The organism is Microbispora amethystogenes, from assembly GCF_016863015.1.
Taxonomy (GTDB): domain Bacteria; phylum Actinomycetota; class Actinomycetes; order Streptosporangiales; family Streptosporangiaceae; genus Microbispora; species Microbispora amethystogenes.
This window is the reverse complement of sequence record NZ_BOOB01000007.1, coordinates 17,444-33,047: the sequence shown is the minus strand read 5'-3', so window position 1 is coordinate 33,047 and position 15,604 is coordinate 17,444. Positions and strand designations below refer to the sequence as shown.

At 71.6% G+C, this 15,604-nt stretch carries 17 protein-coding genes; 7 read left to right on the top strand and 10 right to left on the bottom strand.

The genetic code is table 11. The annotated features are described in order from the left end of the window. Positions 1–101: 101 nt before the first annotated feature. Both Mam01_RS04825 and Mam01_RS04820 read right to left on the bottom strand, forming a co-directional pair. Positions 102–1,265 (bottom strand): hypothetical protein, encoded by a 1,164-nt coding sequence (locus tag Mam01_RS04825; protein ID WP_204284266.1) that lies wholly within the window; start codon positions 1,263–1,265, stop codon positions 102–104. A 41-nt stretch (positions 1,266–1,306) separates the two neighbouring features. Beyond that, on the bottom strand, positions 1,307–2,038 hold the full coding sequence (locus Mam01_RS04820; RefSeq protein ID WP_204284265.1) for a CAP domain-containing protein: 732 nt from the start codon (positions 2,036–2,038) through the stop codon (positions 1,307–1,309). Between the two features lie 338 nt (positions 2,039–2,376). Between Mam01_RS04820 and rplM the strand changes: the two genes are divergently transcribed. From rplM to glmM, 3 genes are read left to right on the top strand one after another with little or no spacing between them, the layout of a single operon-like run. Beyond that, positions 2,377–2,820, top strand: a complete 444-nt coding sequence (gene rplM / locus Mam01_RS04815; RefSeq protein WP_150930820.1) for a 50S ribosomal protein L13 — start codon at positions 2,377–2,379, stop codon at positions 2,818–2,820. Between the two features lie 30 nt (positions 2,821–2,850). After that, positions 2,851–3,372 (top strand): 30S ribosomal protein S9, encoded by a 522-nt coding sequence (gene rpsI / locus Mam01_RS04810; protein ID WP_150930818.1) that lies wholly within the window; start codon positions 2,851–2,853, stop codon positions 3,370–3,372. A 1-nt stretch (position 3,373) separates the two neighbouring features. Further along, a complete protein-coding gene (glmM, locus tag Mam01_RS04805; protein WP_204284264.1) occupies positions 3,374–4,759 on the top strand; it encodes a phosphoglucosamine mutase in 1,386 nt (461 codons plus the stop codon). An 83-nt stretch (positions 4,760–4,842) separates the two neighbouring features. Here the strand turns inward: glmM and Mam01_RS04800 are convergent, their stop codons facing one another. The 8 genes from Mam01_RS04800 to coaA all read right to left on the bottom strand — a co-directional run bounded on the left by Mam01_RS04800 (position 4,843) and on the right by coaA (position 11,040). Beyond that, the gene (locus Mam01_RS04800) at positions 4,843–5,235 is read right to left on the bottom strand and encodes a type II toxin-antitoxin system VapC family toxin (protein WP_204284263.1); all 393 of its coding nucleotides are present in this window, start codon (positions 5,233–5,235) and stop codon (positions 4,843–4,845) included. Beyond that, positions 5,232–5,462, bottom strand: coding sequence for a FitA-like ribbon-helix-helix domain-containing protein (locus tag Mam01_RS04795; protein ID WP_204284262.1), 231 nt, complete (start codon positions 5,460–5,462; stop codon positions 5,232–5,234). The genes Mam01_RS04800 and Mam01_RS04795 overlap by 4 nt, the downstream gene beginning before the upstream one ends. 183 nt (positions 5,463–5,645) lie before the next feature. Further along, the gene (locus Mam01_RS04790) at positions 5,646–6,362 is read right to left on the bottom strand and encodes an ABC transporter permease subunit (protein WP_204284261.1); all 717 of its coding nucleotides are present in this window, start codon (positions 6,360–6,362) and stop codon (positions 5,646–5,648) included. Beyond that, the gene (locus tag Mam01_RS04785) at positions 6,359–7,312 is read right to left on the bottom strand and encodes an ABC transporter ATP-binding protein (RefSeq protein ID WP_239101043.1); all 954 of its coding nucleotides are present in this window, start codon (positions 7,310–7,312) and stop codon (positions 6,359–6,361) included. The genes Mam01_RS04790 and Mam01_RS04785 overlap by 4 nt, the downstream gene beginning before the upstream one ends. Next, positions 7,309–8,175, bottom strand: a complete 867-nt coding sequence (locus tag Mam01_RS04780) for an ABC transporter permease subunit (RefSeq protein WP_204284260.1) — start codon at positions 8,173–8,175, stop codon at positions 7,309–7,311. The genes Mam01_RS04785 and Mam01_RS04780 overlap by 4 nt, the downstream gene beginning before the upstream one ends. Then, on the bottom strand, positions 8,172–9,098 hold the full coding sequence (locus tag Mam01_RS04775; protein WP_150930802.1) for an ABC transporter ATP-binding protein: 927 nt from the start codon (positions 9,096–9,098) through the stop codon (positions 8,172–8,174). Before Mam01_RS04775 ends, Mam01_RS04780 begins: the two co-directional genes overlap by 4 nt. Before the next feature lie 78 nt (positions 9,099–9,176). Next, positions 9,177–10,106, bottom strand: coding sequence for a DUF389 domain-containing protein (locus Mam01_RS04770; protein WP_204284259.1), 930 nt, complete (start codon positions 10,104–10,106; stop codon positions 9,177–9,179). Positions 10,107–10,116: 10 nt separating this feature from the next. Then, complete coding sequence (gene coaA / locus Mam01_RS04765) at positions 10,117–11,040, bottom strand: type I pantothenate kinase (RefSeq protein WP_204284258.1); 924 nt, start codon at positions 11,038–11,040, stop codon at positions 10,117–10,119. Between the two features lie 124 nt (positions 11,041–11,164). Here coaA and Mam01_RS04760 point away from each other — a divergent pair, with 124 nt between their 5' ends. From Mam01_RS04760 to Mam01_RS04745, 4 genes are all read left to right on the top strand, one after another. Continuing rightward, entirely contained in the window at positions 11,165–11,515 is a 351-nt protein-coding gene (locus tag Mam01_RS04760) for a holo-ACP synthase (RefSeq protein ID WP_204284257.1), read from the top strand. 160 nt (positions 11,516–11,675) lie between these two features. Further along, positions 11,676–13,250 carry an NAD(P)H-hydrate dehydratase gene (locus Mam01_RS04755; RefSeq protein WP_204284256.1) on the top strand — a complete coding sequence of 525 codons (1,575 nt, stop codon included), beginning with the start codon at positions 11,676–11,678 and terminating at the stop codon, positions 13,248–13,250. A gap of 52 nt (positions 13,251–13,302) precedes the next feature. Beyond that, positions 13,303–14,448, top strand: coding sequence for an alanine racemase (gene alr / locus Mam01_RS04750; protein ID WP_204284255.1), 1,146 nt, complete (start codon positions 13,303–13,305; stop codon positions 14,446–14,448). Positions 14,449–14,473: 25 nt separating this feature from the next. Then, positions 14,474–15,526: an alpha/beta fold hydrolase gene (locus tag Mam01_RS04745; protein ID WP_204284254.1), complete on the top strand. Its 1,053-nt coding sequence runs from the start codon at positions 14,474–14,476 to the stop codon at positions 15,524–15,526. Positions 15,527–15,604: the final 78 nt, after the last annotated feature.

The following is a 15,604-nucleotide window of genomic DNA, read 5'->3' as shown; positions in this document are numbered from 1 at the left end:
GAAGCGTAACGGCGCGGACGCGATCGGCGTGCCTTCATGGGGGTTTCGGTCTGCCTTCCCGGACCCGCCCGCGCCGCCCTCACCTCAGTGAACGTGTCGTCTCAGCTGGGACCGCCGTTGAGCGCACGCGTGTCGAGGGCAGGGTAAACAGACGCGTCGGCTATGTCCGTCGCCGCCTGGTACAGCTTTTTGAGCTCGCTCTTGGTGGGTTTGTGGCCGTCCTTGAACTGGAACCACAACAGCACCGCGTAGTGCCCGTAAGTCCAGCCTCCCGCGGACGCCTCACCGCTGCCGAGGTGCTTGGTGGCCTCGTCCTTGCCGGGGAGCGGCTTGAGGAAGTCCTTGCGCTCGTCGCCGGCTCCGGCGGAGGCGACCTTCTTCGCCATCGCCGAGGTCCTGAGGTTGGCGACCCCCACGGTGCCGATGATCGTGCCCTTGGCGTCCGCGAAGCTCGCGCGCAGCAACTGCGTGCAGCCGGCCGTCTTGAGCGCCTTCGTGATCTTCTCGCCGGTGACGCCGTCAGCGCACTTCTTCTCCTTGCGCGTCGCCGTGCGGACGTACACCCGCTTGTTGTTGACCGGCTTGGCCTTGCCGAAGACCTCTCGCAGCGACAGCGGGCTCTTGTCGGTCGCCCGCGAGGCCGCGTAGCCGTACTTGGTCATCGGGCGGTCGGACACGAGCGGTGTGGGACGGCCCGTGGGGCCGGGGTCCGGCGGGGGCGGCTCCTCGTTGTGGGCGGCGTACCAAAGACCGGTGAGAAGCGCGCCGATCAGGGCCAGCAGGGCGAGGCCGAGCACCCAGGGACGGCGCCACAGGGGGCCGCGGTCGTCGGGATCCCACTGGGGCTCGGGCGGGGGCGCCACCCGCGGAACGGCGGCCTCGCGCCGTATCTCCCGGTTCTCCTGGTCCTGGTCCGGGCCGATCTCGCCCAGCCGGGGCACGCTCACGGGGTCGTACGGCCCGCCCGGGCCGGCCTCCCGGCGCGGGGCGTATGGCGACTGGTCGCGGCCGGAGTACGGCGAAGGCTCCCGACCGGCGTACGGCGGCTGCTCACGGTTTCCGTAGAGCGGCTGCTCCCGCCCCTGCTCCCGCCCCTGATCACGGTCCCCGTACGGAGGCTGCTCGCCGCCGTAGGGCGCCTCGCGGCGGGAGGGGGAGCGCGGGGGCGAGTCGTCCCCGGCTCCGTACGGCGGCAGGTCCCGCCTGCGGGGATCGGGGGGGAAGTGCGGCTGGCGAGGTGGTTGCTGGTCGCCGGGATAACCCATGGCGCTGAGATTAGTCGGCGATCCGGACAGATGAGGAAGGGTCAGGAATAACCGAAGTCCTCGGTCCACCACGGGCCTCCGGGGCCCGCGCTCACGCCGACCCCGGTCGCGACCAGGCGGCAGTTGAGCAGCGTGGCGCGGTCCGTCGGGCCGGCCATCCAGCCGCGTACGACCTGCTCGGCGGTGTCGTAGCCCCGCGCGATCGTCTCGGCCCCGCCGTCGCGGTAACCCGCGGCCCCCATGCGGTCCCAGGGGGTGGCTCCTCCCGGCGAGGTGTGCCGGAACCGGTTGCCCGCCGCCATCTCCTCCGAGTGCGCGCGGGCGGAGGTGACCAGACGGGGGTCCACACGCAGCGGCCCGCATCCGTGCCTGCGGCGCTCGATGTTCACCAGGCGCACGAGCTCGGCCTCCATCGAGGCGAAGCGCATCGGGTCCTCGCCGTAGGAGCCGCCTTCCCCGCCGGTCTCCGGGGTGAGCGTGGTGGTGTACGACGATCCGCCGCCGGAGCCGTCGATCATGGTCGACGGCCGCTCCCGCCGGGATCTGGGCACCGGGGTCGCACTGGCAGTGACCTGGGGCGCCTCCGTGCGCGCCACGGGTTCGAGGGGCGGCCGGTCCCGCCGCGCCGGGGCGAGGGCGTCCGCGCGGGGAGACGGCGGCCCGGGCTGCGACTCGCGAAGGTAGACGTTCCCGACGCGATCGGGGGCGGCGGTCACCCGGCCGATGACGACGCCGGTGAGAAGGACGGCGACGGCGCACGCCAGCAAACCCATCTGAGTCACCCGGAAGGGGCCCCGAAGGGTATTCCTTTTGTGAGGGGTCTGCGACATTCCGCCGTCAAATATAGGGACCTGCGGCAGGGGGGAAGAAGAGGCGCATGGGGATGGATTTGATGAACGTTCAATTGTGTCGTTCCAGGCACCCCTTCCGTCCGTCGTTTTGACCACGCGGAACGAGGGCGGTAGTCTGCGAGTTCGTTGTGTGTGGACCGGTCTGCCCGCAGACCGGTGCACGGCGCGTCCGGCGTCTTCTCCCGTACATGTGGAGACGGAGGTTGTCGCCGTGCCTGCGCAACCTACCGAGAGTTCACATTCCGACAGAAGGCACTGCCGTGCGCACGTTCTCACCGAAGCCCAACGACGTCGAACGTCAGTGGTACGTCATCGACGCGACCGACGTCGTGCTCGGTCGGCTGGCCAGCCAGGTGGCGACCCTGCTCCGCGGGAAGCACAAGCCGATCTTCGCCCCGCATGTCGACACGGGTGACTTCGTCATCGTCATCAACGCCGGCAAGGTCGCTCTCAGCGGCAACAAGCTGGAGCAGAAGAAGGCGTACCGCCACTCGGGTTACCCCGGCGGTCTGCGCGCCGTCAGCTACGGCGAGCTCATGGAGAAGCGCCCCGACCGGGCCGTCGAGAAGGCCGTCCGGGGCATGCTTCCCAAGAACTCCCTGGGCCGGAAGATGGCCAAGAAGCTGAAGGTCTACGCCGGTGCCGAGCACCCGCACCAGGCCCAGCAGCCGGTGGCCTTCCAGATCACCCAGATCGCCCAGTAATCGCGAGCCAGGAAAGTTAAGAGGAGAACCGTGGCCGAGCCCACCGGTATCGAGACGCTCGTCGAGGGCGAGCCGGAAGACTACTCCCCGGAGGAGTTCCCCTCCGAGTACACCAGCGAGTCGGCCCCCGCCGGCGAGGGCGCCGCGCGCAAGCCCGTCACCACGGGCAACTCGTACGGCACCGGCCGCCGCAAGGAGGCCATCGCCCGGGTCCGCATCGTGCCGGGCACCGGCAAGTGGACCATCAACGGCCGCTCGCTGGAGAGCTACTTCCCGAACAAGGTGCACCAGCAGCTCATCAACGAGCCGTTCGTCGTCCTCGGGGCCGAGGACGCGTTCGACGTCATCGCCCGCATCGACGGCGGTGGCGTGACCGGCCAGGCCGGCGCCCTGCGCATGGGCCTGTCCCGCGCGCTCGCCATCCTGGACGCCGAGGTCAACCGCCCGCCGCTGAAGAAGGCCGGCTTCCTCACCCGTGACGCCCGTGCCACGGAGCGGAAGAAGTACGGCCTCAAGAAGGCCCGCAAGGCTCCGCAGTACAGCAAGCGCTAACGTGGCGCGGGAGCCCGTAGGCGCCTCCTCCGGGGGGCGCCTCTTCGGCACCGACGGGGTACGTGGGGTCGCCGGTCGCGACCTCACCGCGGAACTGGCCATGGATCTGTCCGTGGCCGCCGCGCACGTGCTCGGAGACGCCGGGGCGTTCCACGCCAGTGTCGGGCGGCGCGGCCGCCCGATCGCCGTCGTAGGCCGGGACCCGCGGGCTTCAGGAGAGTTCCTGGAGGCCGCTGTGGTCGCCGGCCTCGCGTCGTCCGGCGTGGACGTCCTTCGACTCGGTGTGCTGCCCACCCCGGCGGTCGCGTACCTGACCAACGCCCTGGGCGCCGACCTCGGTGTCATGCTCTCGGCGTCGCACAACCCCGCGCCCGACAACGGCATCAAGTTCTTCACGCGGGGCGGCTACAAGCTGCCCGACGCGGTGGAGAACGAGATCGAGCAGCGGCTCGGGGAGAAGTGGGACCGCCCGGTCGGCCCGGCCGTGGGCCGGGTCCGGGAGGCGTACGGCGAGGCGGACAGGTATGTCTCGCACCTGCTGACCACCCTGCCCCACCGTCTCGACGGGCTGCGGGTCGTCGTCGACTGCGCGCACGGCGCGGCGCACATGGTCGCTCCGGAGGCGCTGCTGCGCGCGGGCGCGGCCGTGGAGACCATCGGCGCCGCACCCGACGGGCTGAACATCAACGACGGTGTGGGGTCGACCCACCTGGCCCCCCTGCGGGCGGCCGTCCTCGAACGCGGCGCCGACCTCGGCATCGCCTACGACGGCGACGCCGACCGCTGCCTCGCGGTGACCGGCGCGGGAGAGGAGATCGACGGCGACCAGATCATGGCGATCCTGGCCCTGGCGATGCACGCCGACGGCCGCCTCGCCAAGGACACGGTCGTCGCCACGGTGATGTCCAACCTCGGGTTCAAGATCGCCCTGCGGGAGGCCGGCCTGTCCGTGGTGGAGACCACGGTCGGCGACCGGTACGTCCTGGAGGCGATGCAGGACGGCGGCTACAACCTCGGCGGCGAGCAGTCCGGTCACGTGATCATGCTGGATCACGCCACGACCGGCGACGGCCTGCTCACCTCGCTGCACCTGATGGCGGAGGTGGCACGGCAGGGCCGTTCTCTCGCCGACCTGGCGTCGGTGATGACGAAGCTGCCGCAGGTGCTCGTCAACGTGCGGGACGTGGCCAGGTCCAAGGCCTCGGCGCCCGAGCTGCGGGCGGCCGTCGCGGAGGCGGAGTCCGAGCTCGGGGAGACCGGGCGGGTGCTGATCCGGCCGAGCGGCACCGAGCCCATGATCCGGGTCATGGTCGAAGCCGAGTCACAGGAGCAGGCCAGGACCGTGGCGGACCACCTCGCGGGCGTCGTCCGCGAGGTCTGCGCCTGACCCCCATCGGTACGGACGCCGACGCGCCTGACACCACGACACTCCGAGGACCCCGCCGGGCACCCGCCCGGCGGGTCCTCGCGTCATACGAAGACCTCGATCGGGCACTGTGCGCCGCAGCCCTTCGCGATGCGCGCGTCGCTGGTGACCAGCGGGCAGGCCAAGGATTCCGCCAGAGCGAGGTAAAGCGCGTCATAGGCGCTGTAGTTGCCCCTGAGCTGCCAACTCCTGCCCAGGTGAACCGTCAGCGGTGCCCGGGTCAGCGGCATCGCCTTCAGCAGTCCCAGGCTCTTCTCCGCGCGCTGCACGTCGAGCTTGCCGGACAGAGTCAGTCCTCGGAGCACCGAGAGCACTTCGGCGTCGATGTGAGCCGGCGCCGCGAGCGCCTCGCCTCTCAACCTCTTACGAAGAGCCCTCCCCGGCGACCCCTTCTCGACGAGGACGGTCACCAGGGCGCTCGCGTCGATGACTATCAACGGACGTCCCGGCCCTTGTCGAGCTCGTCGAGTATGTCGCTCGTCTCGATTCCATCTGCCGCGTTGGCCTCTGCCTTGTCCAGGATCTCGTCCAAGGTCGGCTGGCGCGCATCGTCGATCAGCTTCGCGAGCAGATACTCCTGCAGCGACTGGTGAGCGCGCATGGAGCGGGCTTTGTACGTGAGGTACACCTCGTCCGGAATGTTCCGAATCTGGATGGTCGCCATAGCGCTATTCTAGCGCTTTAGCGCTTGTATGGCGCGAGACGGCCCAGGGAGGGCTCGTCTAAGGCCGGGCGCGCTGCGACCTCGGCGCGGTGATCACCACACCGGTCTAGGACGGGAGCCGTTGGATCACCGCCCAGGACATCGAGGTATCGGGTGGCTACAACCTCTGACCACCAGCCGGCGCTAGTCGTCGCCGGTGAGGGAGAGGGAGCGCAGGCGCTGGCCGGTCCACAGGACCGCCCCGACGGTGACGATGGCCATGGCCGGTACGGCGAAGCCCAGCGTCACCTCGGTGGAGAAGAAGGCCGAGGAGGAGAGGTGGTCGGCGAGCGACTGGGCCCACTGCTGGATGGAGAACTTGCGCGCTCCGGGCACGTAGCCGCCGACGACGCCCTCCCAGACGAGGGCGTAGATCACGCCGATCGCGACCGCGTGCCGGGTGAGCACGCCCAGCAGCAGGAACACCGCCGCGTACGCGACCCCGCCGAACAGCGCCCCGAAGGTGAACCCGGTCGCCACGCCCGACTCCATGCCGGTCAGGAGATAGGCGGCGGCGAACGTCGAGACCGCTGCGAAGACGGCGATGAGGGAGGCCGCGACCACGAACTTCGTCACCGCGATCACCGGGCGGGAGATCGGCTTGGACAGCAGGTGGATGATCGTGCCGTCCTCGATCTCCGGGGCGATCACGCCGGTCCCGCCGATCAGCCCGAGCAGCGGCAGCATCGTGCCGATCGCGAAGGTCTTCATCAGCGTCACGGCCGTCTGCTCGGACTGGCCGTTCAGGAGCCTGAGCAGCAGGGCGATCGCGACGAGCGCCACCGGGAGCAGCACCAGCAGCCAGATCCGCTTGCGTCCGAGCATGGCCCGGTACGTGATGTCCGCGACCACGGTGTTCATCGGGAGCTCCCGGAGATGAGGTAGGAGAAGACGCTTTCCAGGTCCTCGTCGGTGGGGGAGACCTGCCACAGGTGGACGTCGAGGTCGCGGGCCGTCCGGGGCAGCAGCGCGGTGAAGCGCGCGAAGTCGGTGACCTGCACCTCGATGCCCTGCTCCGTCAGCGAGACGGCGCTGGAGGAGAGATCGGCGATGAGGGCGGCGGCGAGCCGCCGGTCGTCGCTCGACCTGACCCGGAACCTGTGTGGCCGGTCGGCCATGCGCCGCCGGATCTCCCGGTAGTCCCCCGACGCGGCGTGCCGTCCGGCGACCAGGACCTCGATGTGGTGGGCCACCCGCTCGACCTCTTCGAGGATGTGCGAGCTGAACAGGATCGTCCGGCCCTCCTCGCCCATCCGGCGGACGAGGTCCATCAGGTGGAGCCGCTGCCGCGGGTCCATGCCGTTGAACGGCTCGTCCAGCAGCAGCACCTGCGGGTCGTGGACGAGGGCCGCGGCGACCTTCACACGCTGCCGCATGCCCTTGGAGTACGTCTCGATGCGGCGGCCGGACGCCTCCGTCATCTCCACCAGGTCGAGGGCCCGGCGGGCCGCGTCGTCGGGGGACGGCAGCCCGTGCAGCCGGGCCGCCGACAGCACGAACTGCCGGCCGGTGAGGAAGCCGTACACGGCCTCCTTCTCGGGCACCAGGCCGATCTGCCGGTAGATGTCGTGGTTGTGCCAGATCTGCCGGCCGTCCAGGGTCGCCGTGCCGTTCGACGGCGCGAGGAACCCGGCCATCATGTGCAGCAGCGTCGACTTGCCGGCGCCGTTCGGGCCGAGCAGGCCGGTGACGCCGGGGCCGATCGTCATCGTGACGTCGTTGACCGCCACGACGTTGCCGTACCAGCGGGAGACCTGGGCGAGTTCCAGCACGCCCTGGCGGGTGGTCACGGGGGGACTCGTGGTGGTCACGACGCCGCCTTCCGGTAGCGCAGGAGGACGCCCGTCACGGCCAGGGCGATCACGGCCAGCAGGATCAGGCACGAGGCGACGCCCGGGGGATACCCCTCGCCGGTCGCCGGTTCGGTGCCGAACAGCGACGACTGGACGGCGTCGACGAGGAAGAACGGGTTGAGGAGCAGGGCCCAGGGGGCCACGTCGTCCCGGCCGGTCGAGGCGAGCACGGCGTAGAAGAGCCCGGAGACGGCGGCGGTGAACATGTAGAACGCGATCACCACGGCGACCCCGAGGCCGCGGCGCGGGGTGAACGACGCCAGGGCGACGCCCAGGGCGGCCAGCAGCACCGCGCGCAGGACCGTGCCGCCCAGCGCGCCGAGGAAGTCGCCCGTGTGCAGCGGCATCGGCATGTCGATCAGCATCTCGCCGACGAACTCGATCGTGATCGGGATCGCCATCAGGCAGAACAGCGCGACCGTCAGCGCGGCCAGCTTCGCCACGACGTAGTCGGTCACCGTCAGCGGGCGGGAGAGGTACAGCGGCAGCACGCGGAACCGCAGGTCCGGCGCGACCAGGTACGGCGCCTGCGCGGCCAGGAAGACGGCGATCACCGCCTGCATGAAGACGGCGTACTGCGAATAGGGCATGACGAACTGCTTGGCGAGCGCCATCACGCCGATCGACACGACCGTCGGCATCAGCATGATCGCGGCCAGCAACAGCGGCATGATCTTGGCACGGATCGTGCGGCCCAGCCCGAAAACGCCGCGCAGGCTCTGCACGCCGAGGGCGAGCGTCGCCCGGCCTCGCCCGAGCCGTACGCCGTCGTAATGGCGGTATCCGATGTCGTGGATGACCGCGGTCGGCTCGATCGTCATGCCACCGGCTCCTTGAAGACGTCCTCGATGCGGCCTCGGCGCTGCTCCAGCCGCAGGAGGCTGAGGCCGAGGTCGCTGACGGCGTCGCGCACCGCGTCGTAGGTGCGGCCGGGGTCGTCGGGGGACACCTGCACCGTCAGCAGCCTGCCCTGCACCGCCACCGTCTCGCCGCCGCCCGTGAGGCGGTCGGCCAGTTGCCGCTGCCCCTCCTCGACCTCCACCGCGATGGTCTGCTCGGCCCGGGTGAACTCCCGGATCGCCGAGGAGCGCAGCAGCCGCCCGCCGTCGATGACGATCACGTGGTCGCACACCCGCTCAAGCTCGCCGAGCAGGTGGGAGGTGACCAGGACGCTGATGCCGAACTCGGTGCCGACCCGCCGGATCAGCGCCAGCATGTCGTCGCGGCCCTGCGGGTCGAGCCCGTTGGTGGGCTCGTCGAGGAAGACCAGCCGAGGATCGTGGACGAGGGCCTGGGCGAGCTTGACGCGCTGCCGCATGCCGGTCGAGTAGCCCCCCATCGGGCGGTAGCGCTCCTCGTCCAGCCCGACGTGGCGCAGCGTGTCCGCGGCGCGCTCACGGGCCGCGGTGCGCGGCAGGCCGGACATCTGGGCCATGTGGACCACGAACTCGGTCGCCGAGATGTCCGGGGGCAGGCAGTCGTGCTCGGGCATGTAGCCCACGGTCCGCCGGATCTCCAGGCCCTGCGTGGCCGTGTCCAGGCCCAGCACCGAGGCGCTCCCCGAGGTGGGCGGCACCAGGCCGAGCAGGATTTTGATCAGGGTGGACTTGCCCGCGCCGTTCGCGCCGACCAGGCCGGTCACGCCGGTCCCGGCCGCGACGGTGAGGTGGTCGAGCGCCGTGACGCGGGGGAACCGCTTGGTCAGCCCCTCGGTCGCGAAGCATGGAGTCGCGCTCGCTGTCATGACTGGCACCCTACTCGGCGACGCCCCCGTCGGCCCTCCGTCTGACGGAGGAACCGATCTACGCCTCAGGTATGCCTGTCACGCGCGACTTCCGCCGTACCGGCTCCACAGGAGGCGCTGGAGGAACAACGTCAGAGTCCCGGCGACGACCATCCCGGCGATGTTGACGACGAGCTGCAGCGCGGAGCCGCCGACCTCGTCCCAGCGCCACAATGCCAGGGCCACCGCCATGTAGCCCGCCGCCGGGACGGTGGTGACCGAGATGAAGACGCCGACCAGGGCCGACGACTTGCCCGCCGTGATCGACAGCACGCCGGCCGCTCCGGCGAGCAGCGCCACGATGACCGACCACGTGTCGGGCTTGACGATGAAGTGCACCTCGTCGTTGTGCCGGAGCATGTCGGGCGTGATCATGCCGAGCCCGCGTGAGACCAGCGCGCAGGCCAGCGTGACGGCGATCGCGACCGCGAATCCCGCCGCGAGCGTGCGGGCCGCCGTGCCGATGAGCGCCCAGTGGCGGCCGAGCAGGCCGAAGGAGACCGCCGCGACCGCGCCGAACTCCGGGCCGAGCACCATGGCGCCGACGATGAGGATCTGCGAGGGGATCAGCACGCCGATGGCCGCGAGTTGTGTGGCGATGGTGAGGAACGCCAGGAACGCCCAGGTGATGCGGCTGTCGAGGGCGACCCGCGCCTCGAACTGCTCCCACACCACCGCGTCGTCGCCCTCGCCGGGCGCCCGTTCCTCCGCCTCGTCGGCTCCCCGGGAGATCGACAGCTCGATCTCCTCGACCGAGATCGAGCCGTCCTCCTCCAGGCCGAGCGCCTTGAGGTCCTCGATGACGGAGTTGGCGGCCTCCCTGGCGACGTCGGCGAGCACCATGTCGCCCTCCGGCCGCCGGGCCGCTTTGGTCAGGACCACGATGTTGGTGACGCCCGGCGCGCGGTCGAGCGCCTCGACGACCCGGTCAGTACGCTCATAAGGGGCGATCACCCGCAGATGCAGCACCGGACGATTATCAGGTACGGCGGAGCCGTACGTGGGTGACCGAGTGGTCGGAACCCTTGTGGAGGATCAGCCCGGCCCGCTCGCGCGTCGGCGCGATGTTCTCCACCAGGTTGCGCTCGTTGACGTCCCGCCAGACGCCCTGCGCGAACGCGGTCGCCTCCTCGTGCGAGAGCGCCGCGATGTGCCGGAAGTAGGACTTCGGGTCCGCGAAGGCCGTACGGCGCAGCTTGTGGAAGCGCTCGACGTACCAGGTGCGGATGTCCTCGATCCGGGCGTCCACGTAGATGGAGAAGTCGAAGTAGTCGTAGACGGCGAGGGCGTCCGGCGGCGCGGGCTGCAGGACGTTGAGCCCCTCCACGATCAGGATGTCCGGCCGGTCGACGACGTGTGTCGCGCCGGGCACGATGTCGTACTCCAGATGGCTGTATACGGGTGCCTCGACCGAGGGACGGCCCGCCTTCACGTCGGCGACGAACCGCACCAGCGCCCGCCGGTCGTAGCTCTCCGGGAAGCCCTTGCGGTGCGTGATCCCGCGCTCCTCCAGCACCTTGTTGGGGTGGAGGAAGCTGTCGGTGGTGATCAGGTCGACGCGGGGGTGCTCGGGCCAGCGGGCGAGCAGCGTGTGCAGCAGCCGCGCCGTGGTCGACTTGCCGACCGCGACGCTGCCCGCGATGCCCAGCACGTACGGCGGGGGCGTCCCGTGCTCGCCGAGGAACGCGCCGACGGCGGCGCCGCGCTGCCGGGAGCCGGTGAAGTGCAGGTTCAGCAGCCGGGTGAGCGGCAGGTAGACGTCGGTGACCTCGGAGAGGTCGATCGGGTCGTGGACGCCGCGCAGCTCCCGCAGCTCCGCCTCGGTGAGCGTGAGCGGCGTGTTCCTGCGCAGGTCACGCCACTGCTCCCGGCTGAGCTCGACGTACGCGTCCCCATCTGCCACGCGGCAAGCGTAGCCACGGCCGATCGCCGCGTCCGCGCGGGGTCGTGCACAGCCTGTGGACAAAAATCGATGGATTACTTTCTCGTGAGACGGGGAAAGAGTGAGGTCCCCTTACGCTGGCGGTGTGATCGTGGGCATCGGGGTGGACGTGGTCGAGGTCGCGCGGCTGCGCGCGGCGCTGGAGCGCACGCCCGGGCTGCGGCGCCGCCTGTTCACCGAGGCCGAGGCCGAGTTGCCGGCGGAGTCGCTGGCGGCGCGGTTCGCCGCCAAGGAGGCGGTCGCCAAGGCCCTGGGAGCCCCACCTGGCCTGAGCCACCTCGACGCGGAGGTGGTGCGCGGCGCGCACGGCCGTCCCGAGGTGCGAATCACCGGCAGGGCCGCGGAGGTGGCGCGGGGCCTCGGCGTGCGCCGGTGGCACGTCTCCCTGTCACACGACGGCGGCATCGCCGTCGCCTACGTGATCGCCGAGTCCTGAGGCCGCCGAGTCCTGGAGTGCCCGCGTCCTGAGACCGCCAAATCTCGACGTTGCCGGGTCCCAGAACCGCCGGGCCCGCGGGGGCGCTGAGACGGCGTGTTCCGGCAACCGGTGGGTGTGGTGATCGCGATCGCCGGGGCGGGAGGCTACGGTCGGACGCATGCGGACCGCCTACACCTCCGACCAGATCCGGACCGCCGAGACGGCGCTGATGGCGAGGCTCCCCGAGGGGACCCTGATGAGCCGGGCCGCCGCCGGCCTCGCCATGGTCTGCGCGAACCTGCTCAAAGGCGTGCGCGGCCGGGTGTACGGCTCCCACGTGGCGCTGCTGGTCGGCGGCGGGGACAACGGCGGCGACACCCTGTACGCCGGGGCGCTCCTGGCCCGCAGGGGAGCCCGGGTGGAGGCCGTTCTGGCCGGTTCACGCGCCCACGAGGGCGGCCTGGCCGCGCTGCTCGCGGCCGGTGGCCGGGCAGGGCCGTTCGACGCCGCGCGGGCCGGTGACCTGCTCGCGCGGGCCGACGTCGTGCTCGACGGCCTCGTCGGCATCGGGGGCGGCGGCACGCTGCGGGAGCCGTACGGCACGCTCGCGGAGCTGACCGCCGAGGCCGCCGGTCTCGTCGTGGCGGTCGACGTGCCGAGCGGGGTGGACGCGAGCAGCGGGCGGGTCGAGGGACCGGCGGTCCGCGCGCACCTGACAGTGACGTTCGGGGCCTACAAGGCCGGTCTGCTCGTCGATCCGGGAGCCTCCCACGCGGGATCGGTCGAACTGGTGGACATCGGCCTCGGGCCGCACCTACCGGGGCCCGAGGTGGCCGCGCCGACCGGCGACGACGTGGCCGGTCTGCTGCCCCGGCCCGGCGCGGAGAGCGACAAGTACCGCCGGGGGGTCGTCGGGATCGCCGCGGGCAGCGACAGGTACACGGGAGCTGCCGTGCTCTCCGTCGGCGGCGCGGTGCGCGCCGGCGCGGGCATGGTCCGCTTCGCGAGCACCGCCGAGCCGGTGCGACTGGTCAGGGCCCGCTGGCCCGAGGCGGTCACGACCGTGCTCGACCCGTCGTCGTCACCCGACAGCCTGCTGGAAGAGGTCGGGCGGGTGCAGGCGTGGGTGCTCGGGCCCGGGCTCGGCACCGGCCCGGAGGCGCACGCGGTGGCCCGCGCCGTGCTTTCGTCCGACGTGCCGGTGCTGGTGGACGCCGACGGGCTCACGCTGGTCGCCAGGGACCGGACGCTGCTGCGCAGGACCGCTCCCACCGTGCTCACGCCGCACGCGGGCGAGCTGTCGCGGCTGCTCGACGTGCCGAGGGAGCAGATCGAGGCCGCGCGGCTCGACCATGTGCGGCGGGCCGCGGCCGAGCTGGGGGCGACGGTGCTGCTGAAGGGCTCGACCACCCTCGTCGCCGAGGAGCACCGGCCGGTGCGGGTCAACACCACCGGGACGCCCTGGCTCGCCACGGGCGGCACCGGCGACGTCCTGTCCGGGATCACGGGCGCCCTGCTCGCCGCCGGCCTGTCCGGCTACGACGCGGCCTCGTGCGCCGCGTACATCCACGGCCTGGCCGCGCGGATCGCCGCCAGGGGCGGCGACGGCGGAGGCGCCAGGGGAGACGCCAGGGCAGACGCCGGGGGCCGCGCCGAGGCCCGCTACGGGGGCGGTGACGGGGGGCGTGGGGAGGCGCCGATCGCGGCCCTCGACGTCGCGGAGGCGATCCCCGCGGCCCTGCGCATGCTCTGACGTGCGGCGTCTATGGGCGCATCCACCCGGGTCCACCTGACACACTGGGAAAATGAGCTTCTCGACGGCGGGTGGGGCCACCCCGGCTGAGGCACGGGTGGATCTGTCCGCGATCAGGCACAACGTGCGGCTGCTGGCCGAGCGTGCGGGCGGCGCCGAGACGATGGCCGTGGTCAAGGCCGACGCGTACGGGCACGGCCTGGTGCCGGTGGCGAACGCGTGCCTGGAGGCGGGCGCGGCCCGGCTCGGCACCGCCTTCGTACGCGAGGCGCTGGCCCTGCGCGAGGCGGGGATCACCGCGCCGGTCATGTCGTGGCTCATCACGCCGGGCGAGCCGCTGGACGCCGCGCTGCTCGCGGACGTCGACCTGTCCGCCGGCGCCCCCTGGGTCGTGGACGAGATCGTCGCGGCCGCCGGCAGGACCGGGCGCACCGCCCGGGTCCACCTGAAGATCGACACCGGCATCTCCCGGGGCGGCGCCACCGCCGCCGACTGGCCGTCGCTGGTCGAGCATGCCCTCGCCGCGCGGGCGACCGGCGCCGTCGAAATCGTGGGCATCTGGTCGCACCTCGCGTGCGCCGACATCCCCGGCCATCCTTCCATCGAGGCCCAGCTCGCCACGTTCGACGAGGCGCTCGTCGTCGCGGACAAGGCCGGGGTGCCGAGCGACGCCGTCCGGCACATCGCGAACTCCGCCGCGGCCGTCACACTGCCGCAGTCGAGGTACGACATGATCCGTCCCGGCATCGCGATCTACGGGCTGAGCCCGGTTCCCGAGCTCGGCGACTTCGGGCTCCGGCCCGCGATGACCCTGACCGCCAGACTCGCGAGCGTGAAGCGGGTCGCCCCCGGGACGGGCGTGTCGTACGGGCACCTGTACGTCACCGACCGGCAAACCACGCTTGGCCTCGTTCCTCTCGGGTATGCGGACGGCATCCTGCGAAACGGGACCAATCGGGCGGAGGTGCTGGCGGCGGGCCGGCGGCGGCGGATCGCCGGGCGGGTGTGCATGGACCAGTTCGTCATCGACCTCGGCGACGACGCGGCGGAATCGGGGGACGAGGTGATCCTTTTCGGCCCCGGTGACCACGGCGAGCCAACCTGTCAGGAGTGGGCGGATTCCCTGGGCACGATTACTCATGAGATCGTGACGAGGATCGGATCCCGCGTGCCTCGCGTCCACACGGACGGACGCTGAGCACGCGGCTGCGAGGAGGGCAGGCATGAGAACACGTCGCAAGGTCGGGATCGCCGGCGCGGTCTTCGGCGCGGCGTCGGCGGGGGTGGCGGCGGCCACGCTCGCCAAGAGGTACGCCGTGGGCCGCATCCGCCTGCGGCCCGACCTGGAGGGGGGCGAGCCCTTCGGCGAGCTGCGCGGACGGCCGGTGACGCTCACCACATCCGACGGCGTCCAGATCCACGCGGAGGTCGACGGCGTGGAGGACGCGCCGCTGACCGTGGTGCTGTGCCACGGCTACTGCCTGTCCTCCGACTCCTGGCACTACCAGCGGCGCGTCCTGCGCGACTCCTACCGCCTGGTGCTGTGGGACCAGCGCTGCCACGGGCTGTCGGCCCGCGCGCCGTCGAGCGACTGCACGATCGAGCGGCTCGGCGAGGACCTCGCGCTGGTGCTCGACGAGCTCGTCCCCGGGCCGTGCGTCGTGGTCGGCCACTCGATGGGCGGCATGACGATCATGGCTCTGGCAGAGCGGCGGCCCGAGCTGTTCGGCGACAAGATCCGCGGTGTGTCGCTGATCGCGACCTCGGCCGGCAAGCTCGCCGAGATCACCCTGGGTCTGCCCGCTCTGGTCTCCAAGGTGGTGAACCTCGCGGTGCCGTCCGCCGTCTCGGTCATGCGCCGGAGCGGCGCGCTCGTCGACCGCGGCCGGCAGGCCGGCACCGACCTGTCGTTCCTCGCGCTGCGCCATCTCGCGTTCGGCGATTCCAAGAGCGTCAGCCCGACCGTCGTGGACTTCGTCGAGTCGATGATCCGGGCCACTCCCTCCGAGGTGATCGCCGACTTCTACCCGGCGCTCATGTCGCACGACAAGCTGACCGCGCTCGACGTGCTGAACAAGGTGCCGACCGCCATCATCGTCGGTGAGGGCGACTGGCTGACGCCGCTCGACCACAGCAGGGCGATCGCGGCCGCCGTGCCCACCGCCCAGCTCACCACCATGCCGGAGACGTCGCATCTCGTGCAGCTCGAACGGCCCGACGCCGTGAACGAGGCACTGCGCGAGCTGCTGAAGCGAGCCGAGAGGGGCAGCGCGTGACCACCGGTGCGTCCCGGGCCGCCGAGTCCGGGGCCGCTGATTCCCGGGCCACCGGGTCTGGGACCACCGGGTCTGGGG

Excerpts from the sequence above, each read along its gene's own strand:
- Mam01_RS04820 (WP_204284265.1), bottom strand. The coding sequence starts at position 2,038 with ATGGGTTTGCTGGCGTGCGCCGTCGCCGTCCTTCTCACCGGCGTCGTC.
- Mam01_RS04780 (WP_204284260.1), bottom strand. The coding sequence starts at position 8,175 with ATGACGATCGAGCCGACCGCGGTCATCCACGACATCGGATACCGCCAT.
- Mam01_RS04795 (WP_204284262.1), bottom strand. The coding sequence starts at position 5,462 with ATGGCGACCATCCAGATTCGGAACATTCCGGACGAGGTGTACCTCACG.
- alr (WP_204284255.1), top strand. The coding sequence starts at position 13,303 with ATGAGCTTCTCGACGGCGGGTGGGGCCACCCCGGCTGAGGCACGGGTG.
- Mam01_RS04745 (WP_204284254.1), top strand. The coding sequence starts at position 14,474 with ATGAGAACACGTCGCAAGGTCGGGATCGCCGGCGCGGTCTTCGGCGCG.
- Mam01_RS04755 (WP_204284256.1), top strand. The coding sequence starts at position 11,676 with ATGCGGACCGCCTACACCTCCGACCAGATCCGGACCGCCGAGACGGCG.
- Mam01_RS04790 (WP_204284261.1), bottom strand. The coding sequence starts at position 6,362 with ATGAACACCGTGGTCGCGGACATCACGTACCGGGCCATGCTCGGACGC.
- Mam01_RS04775 (WP_150930802.1), bottom strand. The coding sequence starts at position 9,098 with ATGACAGCGAGCGCGACTCCATGCTTCGCGACCGAGGGGCTGACCAAG.
- Mam01_RS04825 (WP_204284266.1), bottom strand. The coding sequence starts at position 1,265 with ATGGGTTATCCCGGCGACCAGCAACCACCTCGCCAGCCGCACTTCCCC.